Annotated in this window: 16 protein-coding genes; 6 read left to right on the top strand and 10 right to left on the bottom strand. The window is 64.1% G+C overall.

Annotation, left to right across the window (positions count from 1 at the left end; genetic code table 11):
* Positions 1-3: 3 nt before the first annotated feature.
* A complete protein-coding gene (locus tag B6V74_RS17725) occupies positions 4-909 on the top strand; it encodes a hypothetical protein (RefSeq protein WP_088723570.1) in 906 nt (301 codons plus the stop codon).
* Positions 910-956: 47 nt separating this feature from the next.
* Here B6V74_RS17725 and trxA read toward each other — a convergent pair whose 3' ends face one another.
* The 8 genes from trxA to B6V74_RS17765 all read right to left on the bottom strand — a co-directional run bounded on the left by trxA (position 957) and on the right by B6V74_RS17765 (position 12,928).
* Positions 957-1,277, bottom strand: a complete 321-nt coding sequence (trxA, locus tag B6V74_RS17730) for a thioredoxin (RefSeq protein ID WP_075776673.1) — start codon at positions 1,275-1,277, stop codon at positions 957-959.
* A 55-nt stretch (positions 1,278-1,332) separates the two neighbouring features.
* On the bottom strand, positions 1,333-4,722 hold the full coding sequence (gene addA, locus B6V74_RS17735; protein WP_088723571.1) for a double-strand break repair helicase AddA: 3,390 nt from the start codon (positions 4,720-4,722) through the stop codon (positions 1,333-1,335).
* Positions 4,719-7,670 (bottom strand): double-strand break repair protein AddB, encoded by a 2,952-nt coding sequence (gene addB, locus B6V74_RS17740; RefSeq protein ID WP_088723572.1) that lies wholly within the window; start codon positions 7,668-7,670, stop codon positions 4,719-4,721. Before addB ends, addA begins: the two co-directional genes overlap by 4 nt.
* Positions 7,663-8,346: a nucleotidyltransferase family protein gene (locus B6V74_RS17745; protein ID WP_088723573.1), complete on the bottom strand. Its 684-nt coding sequence runs from the start codon at positions 8,344-8,346 to the stop codon at positions 7,663-7,665. The genes addB and B6V74_RS17745 overlap by 8 nt, the downstream gene beginning before the upstream one ends.
* On the bottom strand, positions 8,322-9,317 hold the full coding sequence (locus B6V74_RS17750; protein WP_088723574.1) for a phosphotransferase: 996 nt from the start codon (positions 9,315-9,317) through the stop codon (positions 8,322-8,324). The genes B6V74_RS17745 and B6V74_RS17750 overlap by 25 nt, the downstream gene beginning before the upstream one ends.
* Entirely contained in the window at positions 9,310-9,804 is a 495-nt protein-coding gene (gene tsaE, locus B6V74_RS17755) for a tRNA (adenosine(37)-N6)-threonylcarbamoyltransferase complex ATPase subunit type 1 TsaE (protein WP_088723575.1), read from the bottom strand. The genes B6V74_RS17750 and tsaE overlap by 8 nt, the downstream gene beginning before the upstream one ends.
* A 46-nt stretch (positions 9,805-9,850) precedes the next feature.
* Positions 9,851-11,449, bottom strand: a complete 1,599-nt coding sequence (locus tag B6V74_RS17760) for a PAS-domain containing protein (protein ID WP_088723576.1) — start codon at positions 11,447-11,449, stop codon at positions 9,851-9,853.
* Positions 11,450-11,545: 96 nt separating this feature from the next.
* On the bottom strand, positions 11,546-12,928 hold the full coding sequence (locus B6V74_RS17765; protein WP_088723577.1) for an ActS/PrrB/RegB family redox-sensitive histidine kinase: 1,383 nt from the start codon (positions 12,926-12,928) through the stop codon (positions 11,546-11,548).
* 105 nt (positions 12,929-13,033) lie between these two features.
* On the opposite strand from B6V74_RS17765, the gene B6V74_RS17770 reads away from it, so the two are divergent.
* The 3 genes from B6V74_RS17770 (at position 13,034) to B6V74_RS17780 (ending at position 14,695) form a co-directional block, all read left to right on the top strand.
* Entirely contained in the window at positions 13,034-13,696 is a 663-nt protein-coding gene (locus B6V74_RS17770) for an SCO family protein (RefSeq protein ID WP_075776680.1), read from the top strand.
* A 63-nt stretch (positions 13,697-13,759) separates the two neighbouring features.
* The gene (locus tag B6V74_RS17775) at positions 13,760-14,314 is read left to right on the top strand and encodes an ActR/PrrA/RegA family redox response regulator transcription factor (RefSeq protein ID WP_075776681.1); all 555 of its coding nucleotides are present in this window, start codon (positions 13,760-13,762) and stop codon (positions 14,312-14,314) included.
* A 66-nt stretch (positions 14,315-14,380) separates the two neighbouring features.
* Positions 14,381-14,695: an H-NS histone family protein gene (locus B6V74_RS17780; protein ID WP_075776682.1), complete on the top strand. Its 315-nt coding sequence runs from the start codon at positions 14,381-14,383 to the stop codon at positions 14,693-14,695.
* Between the two features lie 54 nt (positions 14,696-14,749).
* Here the strand turns inward: B6V74_RS17780 and B6V74_RS17785 are convergent, their stop codons facing one another.
* Both B6V74_RS17785 and B6V74_RS17790 read right to left on the bottom strand, forming a co-directional pair.
* The gene (locus B6V74_RS17785; protein ID WP_075776683.1) at positions 14,750-15,334 is read right to left on the bottom strand and encodes a hypothetical protein; all 585 of its coding nucleotides are present in this window, start codon (positions 15,332-15,334) and stop codon (positions 14,750-14,752) included.
* An 88-nt stretch (positions 15,335-15,422) separates the two neighbouring features.
* A complete protein-coding gene (locus tag B6V74_RS17790) occupies positions 15,423-15,803 on the bottom strand; it encodes a hypothetical protein (RefSeq protein WP_088723579.1) in 381 nt (126 codons plus the stop codon).
* Positions 15,804-15,933: 130 nt separating this feature from the next.
* Here B6V74_RS17790 and B6V74_RS17795 point away from each other — a divergent pair, with 130 nt between their 5' ends.
* Complete coding sequence (locus B6V74_RS17795) at positions 15,934-16,443, top strand: hypothetical protein (RefSeq protein WP_075776685.1); 510 nt, start codon at positions 15,934-15,936, stop codon at positions 16,441-16,443.
* Positions 16,444-16,516: 73 nt separating this feature from the next.
* Positions 16,517-16,689 (top strand): adenosylhomocysteinase (locus tag B6V74_RS17800; RefSeq protein ID WP_146694578.1); only part of this gene is annotated, 173 nt, incomplete at its 3' end.

Raw genomic sequence — 16,689 nt, forward strand, 5'->3', positions numbered from 1 at the left:
CGCATGAGCGCGCAGCACCTTTCGATCTATCTCGATGACTGGATTCTGGAGCAGGTCCGGGCTGGCGAACACAATTTCTTCAAGCGGCTGATCGGGGCGGTGGAGGCGGCGGATTGGACCGTTAGCCTGCATCGGACCGGCCCCGAGGCGCGCGCGGCGGCCCCTGCCCGCGAAGGCTATGCGCTTTACCGGATGGAGCCGCCGACCCATGTGCGGGCGCTGACCTGCCGACGGACCTATGTGGGGGCGTTCTGGCATGTCGAGGCGGAGGCGGAGCGGTGGGATTGGCCGGTCGCTCAGGCGGCGTTCGATGCCGATGAGGTGGATGGAGACGCCGCCGCGCAATTCTTCTTTTCCACGCGAAACAGGCTCTATCCCGGCGTAAAACCGTCCGATGAGGAGGATCTGGCCTTCATTCCGCTGCAAGGGCGACTGCTGGACCACCGCTCGTTCCAGTCGGTGAGCCCGGTGCAGATGATCGAGGAGGTGCTGGCCCGTCATTCCGGCCCGGTCGTGGCCACGCTGCACCCGAACGAGGATTACACAGCGCGCGAAATCGAGGCGCTGGAGGCGATCGCGGCCCGTCACCCACGCTTTCGCTTCCAGTCCGGCGGTTCCCCCGAACTGCTCCGCCGCTGCCGCTTCGTCGCCACCCAGAATAGCGCGCTCGCGCTGGAAGGGTTTTTCCTGCGCAAACCGGCGATCCTGTTCGGCCTGTCGGATTTCCACCACATCGCCGGATCGGTGCCCCGCGACGGGATCGAGGCCGCTTTCGAGAAACTGCGCGAGACGCCGCCGGTGGCGCGATACCTCTACTGGTTCCTGCAACTCCAATCGCTCAACGCAGGCCGCCCCGAATTCGAGGACCGCCTGCGCGCAAGGCTGCGCCATTTCGGCTGGCCGATATGAAAAAAGGCGCCCGAGGGCGCCCTTTTCCGTCAAACCTGATCCGCAGATCAGATCGATTCGTTGATCCAGCTTTGCAGCGCCGCTTTCGGGGCTGCGCCGATCTTGTTCGAGACGACCTCGCCATCCTTAAACAGGAACAGGGCGGGGATGCCGCGAACACCCAGCGTCGCCGGGCTGTCGGGGTTCTCGTCGACGTTCACTTTCACGACCTTGATCTTGCCGGACATTTCCTCGGCAATCTCTTCGAGCGACGGGCCGATCATGCGGCAGGGGCCGCACCATTCAGCCCAGAAATCCACCACGACGGGAACGTCGGACTTACGCACTTCCTGATCGAAAGTGGCGTCGGTAACAGCAACGGTAGCCATGTCAGCCTCCTGAATATTGGGTCGGCAAGGAAGGTAAGTTCCGCCCCCGGCGGCGTCAAGATACAGTGGGCGTGCGCAAGCTCCCGTCTAGCTGTGCATCTGCGAGCGGCATGATCGTTCCGTCCTGAGTCCACAGGATCGCGCAGGTAATCGTGCGTCCGGGGTGAATCTGGTGTAGCGCCGCGCGATAGGCGGCCATCTGTCGCACGATCCCGTCGGGCACCTGATCGGGCGACGGGGGGACGATGCGGTTGGATTTGTAATCGAGAATGTGAACCCCTTCGGCATCAATCCGCAGACGGTCGATGAAGCCATGAATCCGCTGGCCGCCGAATTCCTCCAGCGCGGCGGTGATCTCGACCTCCGCCAGACAGTCCGGCCCCAGCCAGGCCGCCATGCCCGGCGCTTCGAGAACGCGGGTCGCTTCGGCCAAAACAGGCTCTATTTCACCCGGAAGCAGCGCATCCTCGCCCTCGGACAGCAACAGTTCGGCAAGGTCTTCCCACTGGTCGCGCGGCCGTTCCGGCAGATGTTCGAGAAGCCGGTGCAGGTTGCGCCCGTGACGCAGCGCCTCGTCTTCGTCCATCGTCTCGCCATCACCGAACAGAGCCTTGGCTCCGCCCAGATCGGAGGGCGAAAGCGGGCGCGGCGGGGGCTCGATGGCAGCTGCCGGCGTTAGGCTCCATGCGGGTAGATCCAGTCGCGTGACCTCCTCCGCGGCTGCTGGCGCCGCAGCGTTTTCGGGCCATGTGCCGGTCGCGTGGCGAGGAAACTCGCCCAGTTCTTGCAGCGGTTTGGAAAGGCCCGTGACGTCCTCGGTCCCGGCAGCTTCGAGGCCCGATTTCATCCGGCTATACCAGGTCTCGTCGCCCTCGCCGACCTCGCCCGCTGCGGCCACGATCAGCCATTTCTCCGCCCGCGTCATCGCGACGTAGAGAAGTCGCTGCGCCTCTTCCGCGCGGGCGGTCGTCTCTTTTCCTGCGGCGGAAAGCTGGGCCTCCGGCGCGTCCGGCGCGGGCTGCCGCAGCCCCGCGACGCCATTGTCCAGACGCAGGATTTTAGGCGGATTAGGCTCTTTTTTCTTCGCCGTATCGGGCAATATCACGATAGGCGCCTCGAGCCCTTTCGAGCCGTGGACCGTCATCACCCGGATCGCGCGCCCTGCCCCGTCCAGCTGCCGCTTCACCTGGACGTCGTCCGCATCGAGCCAGCCGAGGAAGCCGGTCAGGCTCGGCACTTCATTGCGCTCGAACGCCAGAGCCTGCGAGATCAGCTCGTCGATCCCGTCCTCCGCTTCGGGGCCAAGCCGCGCCAGAAGCCGCTCGCGCCCGCCATGCCGGGTCAGCAGGCGTTCTATCAGCTCGAATGGCCGCAGGAAATCCGAGTGATCGCGCAGATCTTTCAGCATCTCCTGCGTATCGGGCCGCATCTCGCCACGGCGGAGCGCCTCCCAGAGATAGCCCTTCCGGGGCTGCGCGAGTTGGTAAAGCTCCTGCTCGGACCAGTTCAGCAGCGGCGAGCGCAACGCCTCCGCCAGCGACAGATCGTCCTCCGGCGTCGCGAGGAAGCTCAGTAGCGAGCGGATGTCACGCACCGCAAGCTCCGCACCGAGCTTCAGGCGATCCGCCCCCGCGACCGCGAGCCCGATCGACTTGCAGGCGCGAATGATCTCGGAAAACAGTTCCGAGCGACGCCGCACGAGGATCAGAAAATCGCCCTCATGCACCGGGCGGGCGCCGCCGGGCGCCTCGTGATCGGGGATTTGCACACCTTGCGCGATCATCGCGGAAATCTCGGCGGCGATCATGCGCGACAGCTGCGAAATCGCAGATTCCGCGCTGGTCAGATCGACCGGACTCTCCCAATCGTCCTCGTCATCCGTCTTCACCGACTCGATCGCGGGCCACAGATCGACGCGGCCCGGAAGCGCCTCATGGAAGGCGATATGCGAGGGCGCCCCGCCCAGGCCCTGCTCGGCCCCGCGCGCGAATGCTAGGTCCACGGAACGCAGCACAGCGGCGGATGATCGGAAGGAATGTTCCAGCTCCAGCGGCGCGAGCGCGCGTCCGATATCCGCGAATTTTCGGGCGAAATGGGCGCGCATTTCCTCGAATTGCTGAAGGTCGGCGCCTTGGAAGGAATAGATCGATTGCTTACGGTCGCCCACCACAAACAGCGTGCGCTCGCCCTTATGTGCGCCTTCGCCGGAGGTGAATTCCTCGGCGATCCGCTCGATCACCCGCCACTGTCGGGGGCTGGTATCCTGCGCCTCGTCGACGAGGATATGGTCAATCCCGCCATCGAGGCGGAACAGCACCCATTGCGCCACCGACGGCTCATCCAGGAGCGCCGCCGCGCGGTCGATCAGATCGTCGAAATCGAGCCAGCCGCGCGCGGCCTTATAGGCGTCGAGCCGCGGCAGGAAGACCTGCGCGAACCGGTGCAACGCATGGGCGCGTTTCGCCGCGACGAAGGCGAGACGGCGGGGGCGGTTCTCGGAGACGCGCTCGGAAAGATCGGACAGCGCCGCCATCGTGCCGTCGCCCAGCGATTTCGCAAGCGCCTTGGTGGCGACCTTGTCGAGCTTGGGCTGATAGGGCGGGCCCTCCTTCGGTTTCTTGACGCAAAGAACGTCTTCCAGCGCCTGCACAGCGTCCAGATCGCGGGTACGCGCCGCCGCCAACCCCGCGCCGACGCGCTGATCGTTCTTTGAACTCGCGAGGAACGCGGGCGCGACGTCGCGGATCATCTTCAGATCGCCGTCGTCGAAGACCTCAGAGAGCAGCGCCTCTTCGGTCATATCCCGCGGCAGGTCGTAGGCTTCCAGCAGATCGGGCAAGCCCAGATCGCCTGCAAAACCGACCCTATTCCGGCTTATTTCGGCTGCGAGGGTGGTCAGGTCCTCACCGGAATAGACGCCCAGCAACGCATCGAGCCGGTCGCAATCCGGACCGGTCGCGATCTCCTCGAGGATATCCTCGCGCATCAATTCCCCGGCGCGGTCGTCCATCTCCGAGAATCCGGGCGAGACTTTCGCCTCGAGCGGGAAGCGACGCAGAAGCCCGGCGCAGAAGGCGTGGATGGTCTGGATCTTCAGGCCGCCCGGCGTCTCGATCGCCTTGGCGAACAGCCGTCGCGCTTTCGCCAGATCCTCGGCAGAGAGCGCCTCGTCGGCACCCAGCGCCCGCAGCTTCTCCCGCAGCTTCGCCTCGTCCATCATCGCCCAGCCGCCCAGCAAACCGAGCAGACGGTTCTGCATCTCCGCCGCGGCGGCCTTGGTGTAGGTCAGGCACAGGATGCGCTGAGGCTCTGTTCCGGCCAAAAGCATGCGCGCGACGCGGTCGGTGAGCACCTTGGTCTTGCCCGAGCCCGCATTCGCGGCAAGCCAGACCGAGCTGTCCGGTTGCGACGCCTGATGCTGTCTTAGGCTGGCCGGATGGGTCATGACACGTCCTCCCCCTCGGCCTCATCGGTGACATCCCATTCCCCGAAGCGCGAAACCTGATCGTAATCGGAGCGCGCCCGGGCCTTCTGCGGGGCGCGCCGCGCGGTGAAGCCCTGCGTCGGCTCGAAATAGCGCGTGATCAGCTTGCGGAATTTCTCCCAGCTCTCCTCGGGCGTCTCGCTGCGATCCCCGGATTTTCCCTTGATCTGCGTGGTGGCTCCGTCGCCGCCCAGCCGCACATAGGACATGCCCGCGACCTCGCGCGGTCCGATCGCCTCGAAGGCCCCGCGCCCGACCATCGCCGCCTCCAGAAGCATCTGTTTGTTGAAAGCCATCACCTCTCGCTCGGAAGGTGGCGTGCCGGTTTTGTAGTCGTAGATCCACGCGCGCCCGTCCTCGAGAATGTCGATCCGGTCGGGCTTCGCGGTCAGAGTGAAAATCGGCTTTTGCAGTGAAACAGAGCCTTTTTTCTCTATCACCATGGGCGCGCCTTGCGCGCGCCGCTCGGCCTCGGCCCGGCAGAAAGTCTCGGCGATCCCCCGGACCCTTGCGAGCCAGATGCGCTGCGCACTGGGCCACGGAATGTCCCGGGTCATCACCTCCTCGGCGATCTCCATCAGACGCGCCTGCGCCGCCTCGATCGTGGCCGCCTCGTCATAGGTCTTCACGAAGGTTTCGACGATCTGGTGCAGCACCTGTCCCCGCAGCAATGCATCGGGCTCGGGGCGCAGCGGATCGAGCACTCGCAGTTTCAGGATGCGCTTCGCGTAAATGTCGTAGGGGTCGCGGATCAGGGTCTCGATCGCGGTGACAGGCAACTCGCGCGGGCGCACGTCGACCGGCGGACGTGGCGACGGGCGTTTGGCAGGCTGCAGCGTGATCCGCGGCGTCTCGAGCGCGTCCGCCAGGTTGAGCCAGCGCTTGCCGCGCCCGCGCATCTCGGCCAGCGCCTCGGTGCCGCCTTGATCGGGCAGGCCGTCGACTAGGTTCAAAAGTCGGTTGAGCCAGCGTGACGGGATCGTCTGCGCCTCCGCATCCCGCGCGCATCTCGACAGGATTACTTGCGGCCCGGCAACCGCCTGCTGGAAGTCATGCGCCGAGAGGCCGACCTGCCTTTCGGGCAGCAATAGACCCGATTCCAGCCGCATTTGCCGGCTGAACCATGGATCGGGGGCTGGCGCCTCCGGCCAGCTTCCCTCGTTCAGCCCGCCACAGATCACCAGTTCGGCCCCCTGCGCGCGCGCTTCCAGCGTCCCCCAGATCGCGATGAGCGGATGCGCCGCGAGGGTCTGGCGCACGAGCCCGCTCTGAAGGTGCCGGTTGACAAGATCGGCGTAATCGAGCGCACCGAGATGCCCGCCGAAGCCGGACTGACTGCGCAGGTCTTCCATCAACCGGCGCGCCTCGCGCCCTGCGGCCTCGCGCCACAGCTCGCTGGTCTCGGTCGCGGCACTCGGGCCGGCCGCGATCCGTTCGGCGAGACGGAAATGCTGCTCCACATGATCGGACAGCGCGGCCGCAGAAGGTGCGGCGAAATCCTCGAGAATATCGCAGAGCCAATGCGCCCAGGTTTCCCGTGAGTTGGGGTCTTTTTCTGCCCATTTCGTGAGACTGTCCCGATCCGGAAAAGCGGGCCCGTAGCGACGCAGGCGAAGCTCCAGTTCGCGCGTGTTGCGCAAGTGCGGCCCGCGTTCCGCGTCACCGGTCGCGGTCAACGGATGTTTCAGCAGCGCGATCAGATCGGCGATCCCGACGGGACGCGCCCGCATCGCCGCGACCTGACGCAGGAAGCGCCCCGCCGCTGTCTGCTGCAGTGGCTGACCCGCACTGTCGTCGGGCACCAGTCCCCACCGGTCGAGCGCCGCCGCCACGCGGCGCGCCAGAAGACGGTCCGGCGTAATCAGGGCCGAACTGACACCACGCTCGACCGCATCGCGCAGCGCGAGCGCAATCGACAGCGCCTCATGGCGCGGATCGCGTGCTTCGATCAGCGACAGCCCCTGACAGGCTGGAACGAGCGGCCCCAGTCCGGCGCCCTCGCGCCGCCATTGGTCGGTAACCGGCGCCGGCCGCAGCGCCAGCGAAAGGAGGCGATTGCGGTCCGGGTCCGGCGCGGAGATCTCGTCCCAATCGACGACGTCCTCCGCCGAGAGCCCGAGCTTATCGAGCAAGCTGCGATAGCGGAACTGCGGGTGGTCCTCGAGCGGAAATGGGCCGGAGTAGAGACTATCCCACGCCGCCTGCGTCATGTCGCGGTCGAAGCCGGGGAGCACGATCGACCCGTTTTCCAACCGCGCGACCGCCTGCATGAAGAGCGAGGTCGCCCCGTGCGAACCAGTCGATCCCGCGACGATCACCGGATCCGCAGGCGGGCTTTCGCGCCAACGCTCGATTACTGCCTCGACGACCATCCGCTGACGGCTCTCGCGGTCCAGTTCGACTTCGTTGTCGAAATAGCGCGCAATGATCCGGATGAAGCGCAGGCTCTCCTGCCAGTGCCGGGCATGGGTCTCGGTCAGTTCGAGCTGATCGAGATCGTCGATATGGACGCCCTCGCTCTTCATCTCTGCGAGGAGAGAATAGAGGCTCTCGGCCAGCGCGAACTGGCTCGCGCCGGCTTCGAATTCAGGCATGGCGCGGGTGAGTTGCTCGACGAACTGGGCCAGTTCCAACTTGCGGCGCAGCGGGGGCACGGGCAGCGGCAGACCCGCGAGCGGATCTGCCCCGAGATCGCTCACCAATAGCAGCCGCGGCAGGTAGAGCGCGCCGCTTTCGAGGAAGACCTCCCGCACACGGCGGCGCATCCGTCCGGAGTTCAGATAGAGCGTGACACGCGCCAGTGCCTCGGGCGGCTTGTCGGCGAAGCGCGCTCGTAGGCCCGCTACCAGCGCACGGGGGAAATCGACGCCGGGCGGGAGGGCGTAGACGGAGGCAGCGCCGTCACTCATCGAGCATCGCCTCGGCCAGCGCAATAGACTCGGGTCGTCCGACATCGCACCACCCCCCGTCATGCACGAGCCCGAAGACACGCCCCGCCGCGATCATCTCATCCCAAAGGAGGTTCAGCGAGAATTTCTGCTCGGAGATAGACCCTATTCCAGAAGGATTCAGCATCTGCGCGCCGGTATAGACATAGCCCGCCCCGCGTCTCAGCCGGCCGGTTTCATCCATTGCGAAATCGCCCGCACCCGCATGGCCGCGGGCATTCTCTGGCCGCACCAGCATCAGAAGCGCCGACATGTCCTCTGGTTGCCAGGCTTCGCGCAGCCGGGCCACGGGGTTCTCGCCGGTCCAGACCGCATCTGTATTTAACGTCATCACCGGCCCTTCGCCCAGCAGCGGCAGCGCCTTGCGCAGCCCGCCGCCGGTTTCCAGAATCTCGTCGCGCTCATCCGAGATCGCGACGTCCTGACCGGCCAGATGCGCGATCACCTGATCAGCAAGGTAATGAACATTGGCCACGAGCCGCCGCGCCCCGCCTGCCCGCGCAAGGTCGAGCGCGTGATCGATCAAGGGCCGCCCCGCGACTTCGATCATCGGTTTCGGCCGGTTTTGCGTCAGCGCACCCATGCGCGTGCCGAAACCGGCGGCAAAGAGCATCAAGGCGTCTGGCTGGTCGGGCATTTTCGTCTCAAATCAGCAATCAAATTCGGGTCGGGCGCAGGATAGGCGGCGTGGAAGAGCTCTGCCAGATCCGCAAGAGCCGGACTGGAGAGGTTACGCGAGATATAGTCGTAGACGCGCGGCATAAACTCAATATATTGCGGCTTTCCATCCCGGACACAAAGCCGCGCGAAGATTCCAAGAATGCGCATGGCACGTTGCAGACCAAGCAGCCGGTAGGCGAGGTGGAACGCGCCAGTGTCGGCCTCGGTCAGCGCGCAGTAGTGGGCAATTTCGGATTCCTCGACCTGCGGACTCACATCGCGGCGCGCATCCTGCAACGCGGAGACCAGATCATAGGCGGGATGGGCGCGCAGCGCGTCCTGATAGTCGAGAAGACCGAGGCGACGCAGGCCCGGACGATCCAGCAGAATGATATTCTCCGCATGGAAATCTCGCAGGCACAAAACCGGCTTCCACGCTGGAATAGTGTCGAATTTCCGAGTGATCGCCTGTTGCAACCGATCCGCGGCGGCGCGGTCGGTGCAGGGATAGAACTCCGGCACCAGATCCAGCAGTTCGGCTAGTGCCGACCCGCCCAGCAGCGGCAGGTCTGCGGGCGGCGCGTGGTGGCGCAATTCGGCGAGGAATTCTGTGATCAGGGCATAGAGCGCGGCCTCATCCTCGGGTGTCGCATCAAGGTGACGAGCCGCGAGCGCGTCGCCGAAATCTTCGAGCAACAGCAGGCCCGCCGCATCGTCGCGCGCGAGCACCCGCGGAGTCGAAAACCCCGCCTCCGAAAGCCAATCACCGATCCGGGTGAAGCGCGCGATCTCGGAGCCGTTCGGGGCCTTCATCAGCACGGCGCGATCTGCGCCGCGGGTCAGGCGTTCGTAGCTGCGGGCGGAGGCATCTCCGGCGAGCGGGCTGCGCGCGGCCTCCCGCCATCCGGCGGCGGCGAGGAAGCTATGAACCTTGGCTTCGTCAGCCATTCCACGCCTCCAGAACTTCCTGCGCGAGAGGCGTAACAGTCTCGAAACAGACCCTTCGCGCCGCGCCGTCTTCGGTTTGCTCGAAGCGCAGCCGAAGCGCTCCTTTCGGAGCGGCGGAGCCCAGCCGGTCGGGCCATTCGATCAGGCAGATCGCGCTGTCGAACGCCGCCTCCAGCCCGAGTTCGAGAACTTCGTCGGGGTCGGTGAGCCGATAGAGGTCAGCATGCCAGATTTCGCAATCGGCCTCGTAGGTCTGCACCAGCGTGAAGGTCGGCGAGGGCACGTCTTCGGCCACGCCGAGCCGCGTCTGGATCAGGGCCCGCGCGAAATGGGTTTTGCCGGCGCCGATCTGGCCATCGAGGAGCAGCACATCGCCCGGCACGGCGAATTCGGCAAACAGCGCGCCAAGCCGCTCTGTCGCCTCGGGATCAGGGAGATCGAGACAGGGCATTTCGGTTGAAACGGGGGCGTGCGTCGGCGCGGGCATGGGTTGCTTCTAGCGCGCGCATCGCCCTTTTGCCAAGCGACTAGCCTTACTGAGCGATGATGGCCTCGGCCTTACGTGGCGGCGGCGTGTCGGAAGTCTCGGCAACAGCGAAACGCAGCAGGAACGCCCCGCCCGAGAGCGTCTCGAGTCGGCAGGTTACCCGCCGACCGTCGAGCAACGTAATCTCTTCGGTCAGGTTCTCGCGTGCGCCGATTTCGCGCGCGAGGTTTTGCAGCCACGACCAGAAAGCGCTGGGTTCGGCGCAGGCCTGCCATTGCTTTACAGCATCGAGTAACGTCACCCGGCCCAACGTCGCCTCGGGATCGACGCCCCAGAGCGCGCCATAGGCAGCATTCGATATCGCCAATTCGCCGGAAGGACGGAACACCGCGATCGCGTCCCCGATCCTGTCCAAGATCTCCTGAGACATTTCGATTTCACCGCGAAACTGCCGGGTTAGGGACGCTTCCGAGGAGATGTCTTCGAACAGGAACGCCACCGCCCCGTCCGGATGCGGGCGTCCGGTGACGCGATAGGTCTGCCCGCCCGGCAGGTTCCATGTTTCGGCGTGGAACCCCGAGGCGGCCGCCCGCTCCAGCTCGGTCATTTCCTGCCGCCAGCTTCGGTAGTCTTTCGGCTCGGGCACCATTTTGGTCTCGCGCAGCCTGTCGAGAAATGCGTAGAGCGTAGGGCGCGTGGCGAGGAATTCCGGGCCAAGCTGAAGCAAGTCGCTCAGTGCGGGATTGAACAGCCTCAGCTGGCGGTCCCGGTCGAAAATGGCGAGCCCGGTCGGGAGATCGGCAAAGGTCTTGGTCAGGGTCTGGACGAAATCGCGCAGCGCCTGCTCGGCCCGGACGGCAGCCTCGGCGGGGAGCGCGAAATGTAGCGTACCACCTTCGAGCACGACGGAATGACAGTCGAACCAGGTCGCGACATCCGAAGCGCCTGGCGCGGGCGAGGTCAGCTCGAGCCGGTGGGGCCCGCCGCCGCTGAACGCGTCCGGCGGCAGCGTGAACAGCTTCGGCAGCGGCCAGCCGAACCCCTCTTCATCCGCGTCGAAGGCGCCTGCGCGCAGGAGGTAGGCTCTGTTCGCCCAGGTCAGCTCGCCATTTTTCTCGATCCGCCAGATCAGAACGGGGGAACGGTCGAGCGTGGCGCGCATCATCTCCAACTCGTCCTCCATCGCCCGGAGCGAGAGGTTGTCGACGCGCTGGCCCTGCCCTTCGCCCTCCGGATCGATGAGGGTGATCCGCGCCAGGCCGCGCAGGTTTTCGGCAGTCAGGCGCAGTCGCCGTTTGTCGCCACGGGTCGCGGTTTCTGTCATCTCGAGCCGCGCGAACTCGGAGAGCCGCGCGATCCGGGACTGAAACTCCGGAAACCGCGGCGCGGCGAAGGCGGTGAAACGGGCCCAATCGGTCACCCCGACGGGCATCGTTTCCAGCAAGCGCCGCGCCGGCGGCGTCGCATCCACAAGCGCCTCATCATCGAACAGCAAGGCCACCTCCTCGACGTCCTCCCGCGCGGCGGGGGTGAGCTTGCGCCTCGGCCCGCGCCCCACGGCAATCCATGTCAGCAGCAATCCGACCAAAGCCGCGCCCACCGAGGTAAGCGCGATCATCGCCGCCTCGAGCCATGCAGTCCTCATATCCTTCGGCCTTTCAAACCTGTCGCGAGGTCGAAGGTGCGGGAGAATCGTTAAGCCGACGTTAACTCGCGTCGAGCATGCAGGCGTCGATGGCGATCAGACCGCGATCGGTTGGTTCAGGCCAAGCCCTGCCTCGTCCCGTGCCAGAAGGCGGGTAGCGGGCCAGACGACCTCCACAACCGCGCCGGAGCGCACAGGCGCTGCGGCGCGGGACGCAAAGGGTACGTCCCCGTTGGAAAAGGTGAGCCGCCCGCCGGTCCTCTCGATCAGGGTCTTCGCGATGAACACGCCAAGCCCCATCCCCTCGTAACCTTTGCGTTCCGCCGCGTTTGCCCGCGGTTGCAGGAAGGGATCGCCGATCCGGTTGAGCACGCTCGCTGGATAGCCTTTGCCGTCGTCACTGATCCGCACGGTGATCTCTTCGTCATCCCATTCCGCCTCGACCCAGACGGTGGATTGGGCAAAATCGACGGCGTTCTGGATGAAATTGCGCAGCGCGTGGATCAGTTCGGGATAGCGGTAGATCGTCGGCTGACGCTCCAGCCCCTCGACAATCGGATGGGCGTCGAAATGAATTTCGATCCCGCGCTCCATATGCGGGTCCGCCGCTTCGCGCAGAACGGCGACGATCGGCGCACTGCGCATATGCAGATCGTCCTTGCCGATCCGACCCATGGAATGGAGGATGTCGCGGCACCGATTGGCCTGCTCGCGGATCAGGAGCGCGTCGTCGCGCAAATCGGGGCTGTCTTCGAGCTCGTCGGCCAGCTCCGAACTGACCAGCTTGATCGTCGCAAGCGGCGTGCCCAACTCATGCGCGGCGGCCGCGACGACGCCGCCGAGATCGGTCAGCTTCTGCTCGCGCGCCAAGGCGAGCTGCGTCGCGCGGAGCGCATCGCCCATGGAGCGCACTTCGCTCGCCACCTTATGGGCATAGGCCCCGAGGAAGGCGACGCCGATGATGATCGAAAGCCAGTAGCCGAATTCGAACACGTCCGGCACCGCGATCACCTCGCCGGTCTTGCTGACCAAAGGTAGGTAGACCACGGCGACGATCGAGATCATCACCATTGTCGCAAGGCCGAGAAGGATCGTGGCCGATCTCTCCAGTGCGGTCGCCGCTATGGTGACGGGCACCAGAATGAGCAACGCGAAGGGGTTGTTCATCCCGCCAGTAATCGACAGCAGCAGCGCGAGCTGCGCCATGTCGAACATCAGCGTCGCCGCCGCTTCGGGCTGGGTGAGGCGCTTGGTGTCGGGAAACAGGAAAATCGCCACGAGATTGGCCGCGATCGCTGCCGCCACCGTGGCGAGGCACAGCGCCAGATCCAACGCGATATCATAAACGAAATAGGCCACGAAAATCGCGCCAAGCTGTCCCACGATCGCGGTCCAGCGCAGGAAGATCAGCGTCCGGAGGCGTACCCAGTCGTGGTGAATTTCGGCCGGGCCGGGTTGGGCCTCGAGGCGTTGAGCCATGTCGTCTCCCGCGTCCAAAGCGCACATCGCCGGAATTGGCGGCATGAAAGCATTGATAATCGCCGCCCGCCGCGCGATCAATGCAGCCGTGAGAGGAGTGACAATATGAACCGTATTGCGAAAATTTCCGCCATCGGCGCTTCGGCGATCGTGGTCATCGGCCTTGGCGTTACCTGGTTCGCAGCGACCCGCAGCCAGGACGACGATATTTTCGCGCAATGCCGCCAGAGTGTCGTCGCAGGCGGCGCGGGCGAGATTGGCGGTCCTTTCACGCTGACCGACGAGAACGGTAAGGAGGTGACCGATGCGGATGTCATCACCGAGCCGAGCATTCTCTATTTTGGCTATACCTACTGCCCCGATGTCTGCCCGCTCGACAGCGCGCGCAACGCCGAGGCCGTGAGCCTCCTCGAAAAGCGCGGATATTCGGTGACGCCGGTCTTCATCTCGGTCGATTCCGCGCGCGACACGCCGGAGCTTATCAAGGAATTCACCGATTTCATGCATCCGAAAATGATCGGACTGACCGGCACGCCGGAGCAGATCAAGAAGGTCTCGCAGGAATATCGTACCTATTTCAAAGTGCAGGATCCTAACGACCCCTACACGCTGATCGACCACTCGACACAGAGCTACCTGGTCTTCCCCGATTCCGGTTTCGCGGAATACTACAACCGCGACACGACGCCGGAGCAGATGGCCGACAGCGTCGCCTGTTTCGTCGACGCATGGAAAAACGCCAATCCCGACGGCGCAGCCGGAAATTGACCGAGTAGGCGCGCGCGTCTAAAACCAATCAAACGTTAAACTCGACGACAGGGAGTTACGATAATGGCTGAAGACATCAGCGCGGATATCGGTCCGGACAAATCGCTTCTGATCGTCGATGATGATGTACCGTTTCTCACGCGGCTGGCGCGCGCGATGGAGAAGCGCGGCTTCGAGACCCAGACGGCCGAAACCGTGGCTGCAGGCCGCGCCATCGTGCAATCGAACCCGCCCGCCTATGCAGTGATCGACCTGCGGCTCGAGGACGGAAATGGGCTCGATGTGGTCGAGGCGCTTCGTGAAAAGCGTGCCGATGCCCGAATCGTGGTTCTGACCGGATACGGGGCGATTGCGACCGCGGTGGCCGCCGTAAAAATGGGGGCGACCGATTATATCGCGAAGCCTGCCGATGCCACTGACGTCACGAACGCGCTATTGGCGAAAGGCGAAGTCGCCCCGCCGCCGCCGGAAAACCCGATGAGCGCGGATCGCGTGCGTTGGGAACATATTCAACGTGTGTACGAACTTTGCGACCGGAATGTCTCGGAAACCGCGCGCCGTTTGAATATGCACCGCCGGACCCTTCAGCGGATTTTGGCCAAACGGAGCCCCCGCTGACGTTTTGGTCAGGTTGTTAATTAATTTACGTTTCTATTTAATGCTTCGGAATATGCAATTCGGAGCATTAAAATGAATCTAGATGATATGTCCCTCGACGAGCTCAAGGCTCTTCGCAAGCAAGTCGACAAGGCGATCTCCAGCTACGAGGATCGCAAGAAGAAAGAAGCGATCGATCAGCTTGAGCGCGCGGCACGCGATATGGGCTATTCGTTGGCGGAATTGACCGGTTCGGGCTCGGCCAAGCCGCGCCGCACCGTGCCGCCGAAATACGCCAATCCCGACAATCCCAGCGAAACCTGGACCGGCCGTGGCCGCAAGCCGCGTTGGGTGCAAGCCGCTCTCGATAATGGAAAATCGCTCGACGATCTGAAGATCTGAGTCTCGAATTGGATACCTTTATGCAAGGCCTGCCGAAATGGCAGGCTTTTCGCATTACAGCTCTGCCAGAAGCGCTTCGTGGCGTGCGGTATAATCAGCGCGCACTTCCGACGGTGGCCGCAGGTGTATTTTAAAGGTCTCGGCATATTCGGGCGCGAGTTTGCCGAAAACCTTGTCGGATTCCGCCTTGGAAAATCCGGCGATCTGTTCGGCCTCCAACCGCGCCGAAACGATATCCGCCTTTTTGATCGCGCGTTTGATTCGCACGGGAAGCGCCGCGGGTAGACCAAACCGTATATGCACCGCCGCAATCAGACGATTATCGAGCGCGCCGTAGCCTTCGCCGATCGCCGCTTTCACCGGGCTGATCATATCGCCCAGTACATATTCCGGCGCGTCGTGCAAAAGCGCCGCCAATTTCCATTTCGCCGCGATCCTAGGATTCTGGTGGCAGAAAATCTGCTCCACCAGCAGCGAATGCTCGGCCACCGAATAGGGCCAGTCACCGAAGGTCTGCCCGTTCCAGCGGGCCACGAAAGCCAGACCATGCGCGATATCCTCGATCTCGATATCGACGGGCGTCGGGTCCAGCAGGTCGAGCCGGCGTCCCGAGAGCATCCTTTGCCAAGCGCGTTTCATGTGATCACCGTATAGTCGTCGAGAGAGCGCGCGAGATAGTGCGCCATCTTGTTTCTGTTGATGAGACGCCGAAAGAGCATTTTCTTCATCAGCTTACTGCCCGGCCAAAGCGTGGCTGCAGTGTCTCCGGTCGCGCTTTACACGGTTTCGTCGGGCCGGTGTCATCCGCAAAAATCTGCGGGAGCATCTGCCGCACATACATGCCCGAACCGCGTCCGCGATCCGTCGAAAAGCCCGCGAATATCGGCTCCGCATCGAAACTGCACAGCCGCAGACCCAACGCCTCGGGCGAATCCGGAAGCGTGACCGGCTCGGCGCTCACGATGCAGATGTCGAAATCCCGATCCGGATGGAGCGCGGCAATCTGGGCGGCCGCATGCGCCGCATAAGGCGGGTAAGCGCCGTCGCAGCAAAACGCGATCGCATTGCGGTGCTGCGCCGGTTTCGAGCAGGCCAGATCGATCTCCATTCGCTCCTCTCATGCAGCGCGTATCTGTGACTAGCCAAAGCCAATCCGGCTGTAAACGTCACAGAAAGAGGAACATTTCCGCGCATGGCGAGTTCTCGGGTTGACACGGAGAGAAAAAGGGGACGCGAAAATGCAAACCTCGAAAACCACGTTTCTTACCGCCGGGATCGCCATCATTTCGATCCCCGCGACCATCGCCATCGCCGCCGTGCGCAGCGACGAGGCTGTGACGCCTGCCCAGCATCCCCAAGCGGCGCGGCAGGTCATGCTCGACGGCTACGAGGGCAACGGGCGCCCGATGGAGGATATTCCCTCCGAAATTCCCTATGGCGATCTGTCCGCCTTCGACGACGTCACCGCGATCGGCGAGGCACAAAGCCCCAACCAACCATATTGCGACAAGCGCGCGAAGCTGGTGGATTCCCTCAATCACGATTTCGCGGAGAAGCCCGCGATGACGAAACAGCTCGGCGATCACCGCAAGGTCGAGCTTTACGCGTCGAGCCTCATGGGCACCTGGACTGCGGTCTATACCCGCGCCGACAACGTCTCCTGCATCGTATCCTCGGGCACCGACTGGAAGCGTGGCAAGAACCCGGTAGCGCTTCTGCATCGCGAAGGGATTCTTCCCGCCACCTGATCGTGATCGGCCTTCATTGCCGCTTTACGGTCCCGGTGCTACATAGCTCCCAAATTCAGATTGGGAGCCGCGCATGGCCGATTACGTAATCAAGGATATCGCTCTGGCCGAATATGGCCGCAAAGAGCTCGACATCGCCGAAACCGAAATGCCGGGCCTGATGGCCTGCCGCGCAGAATTCGGCGAGAGCAAACCGCTGAAAGGCGCGCGCATCGCGGGGTCGCTGCACATGACAGTGCAGACCGC

It is taken from the genome of Thioclava sp. F42-5 (genome assembly GCF_002213195.1).
Lineage (GTDB): Bacteria > Pseudomonadota > Alphaproteobacteria > Rhodobacterales > Rhodobacteraceae > Thioclava > Thioclava nitratireducens.

Excerpts from the sequence above, each read along its gene's own strand:
- B6V74_RS17770 (WP_075776680.1), top strand. The coding sequence starts at position 13,034 with ATGAACCGTATTGCGAAAATTTCCGCCATCGGCGCTTCGGCGATCGTG.
- B6V74_RS17765 (WP_088723577.1), bottom strand. The coding sequence starts at position 12,928 with ATGGCTCAACGCCTCGAGGCCCAACCCGGCCCGGCCGAAATTCACCAC.
- addA (WP_088723571.1), bottom strand. The coding sequence starts at position 4,722 with ATGACCCATCCGGCCAGCCTAAGACAGCATCAGGCGTCGCAACCGGAC.
- addB (WP_088723572.1), bottom strand. The coding sequence starts at position 7,670 with ATGAGTGACGGCGCTGCCTCCGTCTACGCCCTCCCGCCCGGCGTCGAT.
- B6V74_RS17760 (WP_088723576.1), bottom strand. The coding sequence starts at position 11,449 with ATGAGGACTGCATGGCTCGAGGCGGCGATGATCGCGCTTACCTCGGTG.
- B6V74_RS17795 (WP_075776685.1), top strand. The coding sequence starts at position 15,934 with ATGCAAACCTCGAAAACCACGTTTCTTACCGCCGGGATCGCCATCATT.
- tsaE (WP_088723575.1), bottom strand. The coding sequence starts at position 9,804 with ATGCCCGCGCCGACGCACGCCCCCGTTTCAACCGAAATGCCCTGTCTC.
- trxA (WP_075776673.1), bottom strand. The coding sequence starts at position 1,277 with ATGGCTACCGTTGCTGTTACCGACGCCACTTTCGATCAGGAAGTGCGT.
- B6V74_RS17745 (WP_088723573.1), bottom strand. The coding sequence starts at position 8,346 with ATGCCCGACCAGCCAGACGCCTTGATGCTCTTTGCCGCCGGTTTCGGC.
- B6V74_RS17785 (WP_075776683.1), bottom strand. The coding sequence starts at position 15,334 with ATGAAACGCGCTTGGCAAAGGATGCTCTCGGGACGCCGGCTCGACCTG.
- B6V74_RS17775 (WP_075776681.1), top strand. The coding sequence starts at position 13,760 with ATGGCTGAAGACATCAGCGCGGATATCGGTCCGGACAAATCGCTTCTG.
- B6V74_RS17725 (WP_088723570.1), top strand. The coding sequence starts at position 4 with ATGAGCGCGCAGCACCTTTCGATCTATCTCGATGACTGGATTCTGGAG.
- B6V74_RS17790 (WP_088723579.1), bottom strand. The coding sequence starts at position 15,803 with ATGGAGATCGATCTGGCCTGCTCGAAACCGGCGCAGCACCGCAATGCG.
- B6V74_RS17750 (WP_088723574.1), bottom strand. The coding sequence starts at position 9,317 with ATGGCTGACGAAGCCAAGGTTCATAGCTTCCTCGCCGCCGCCGGATGG.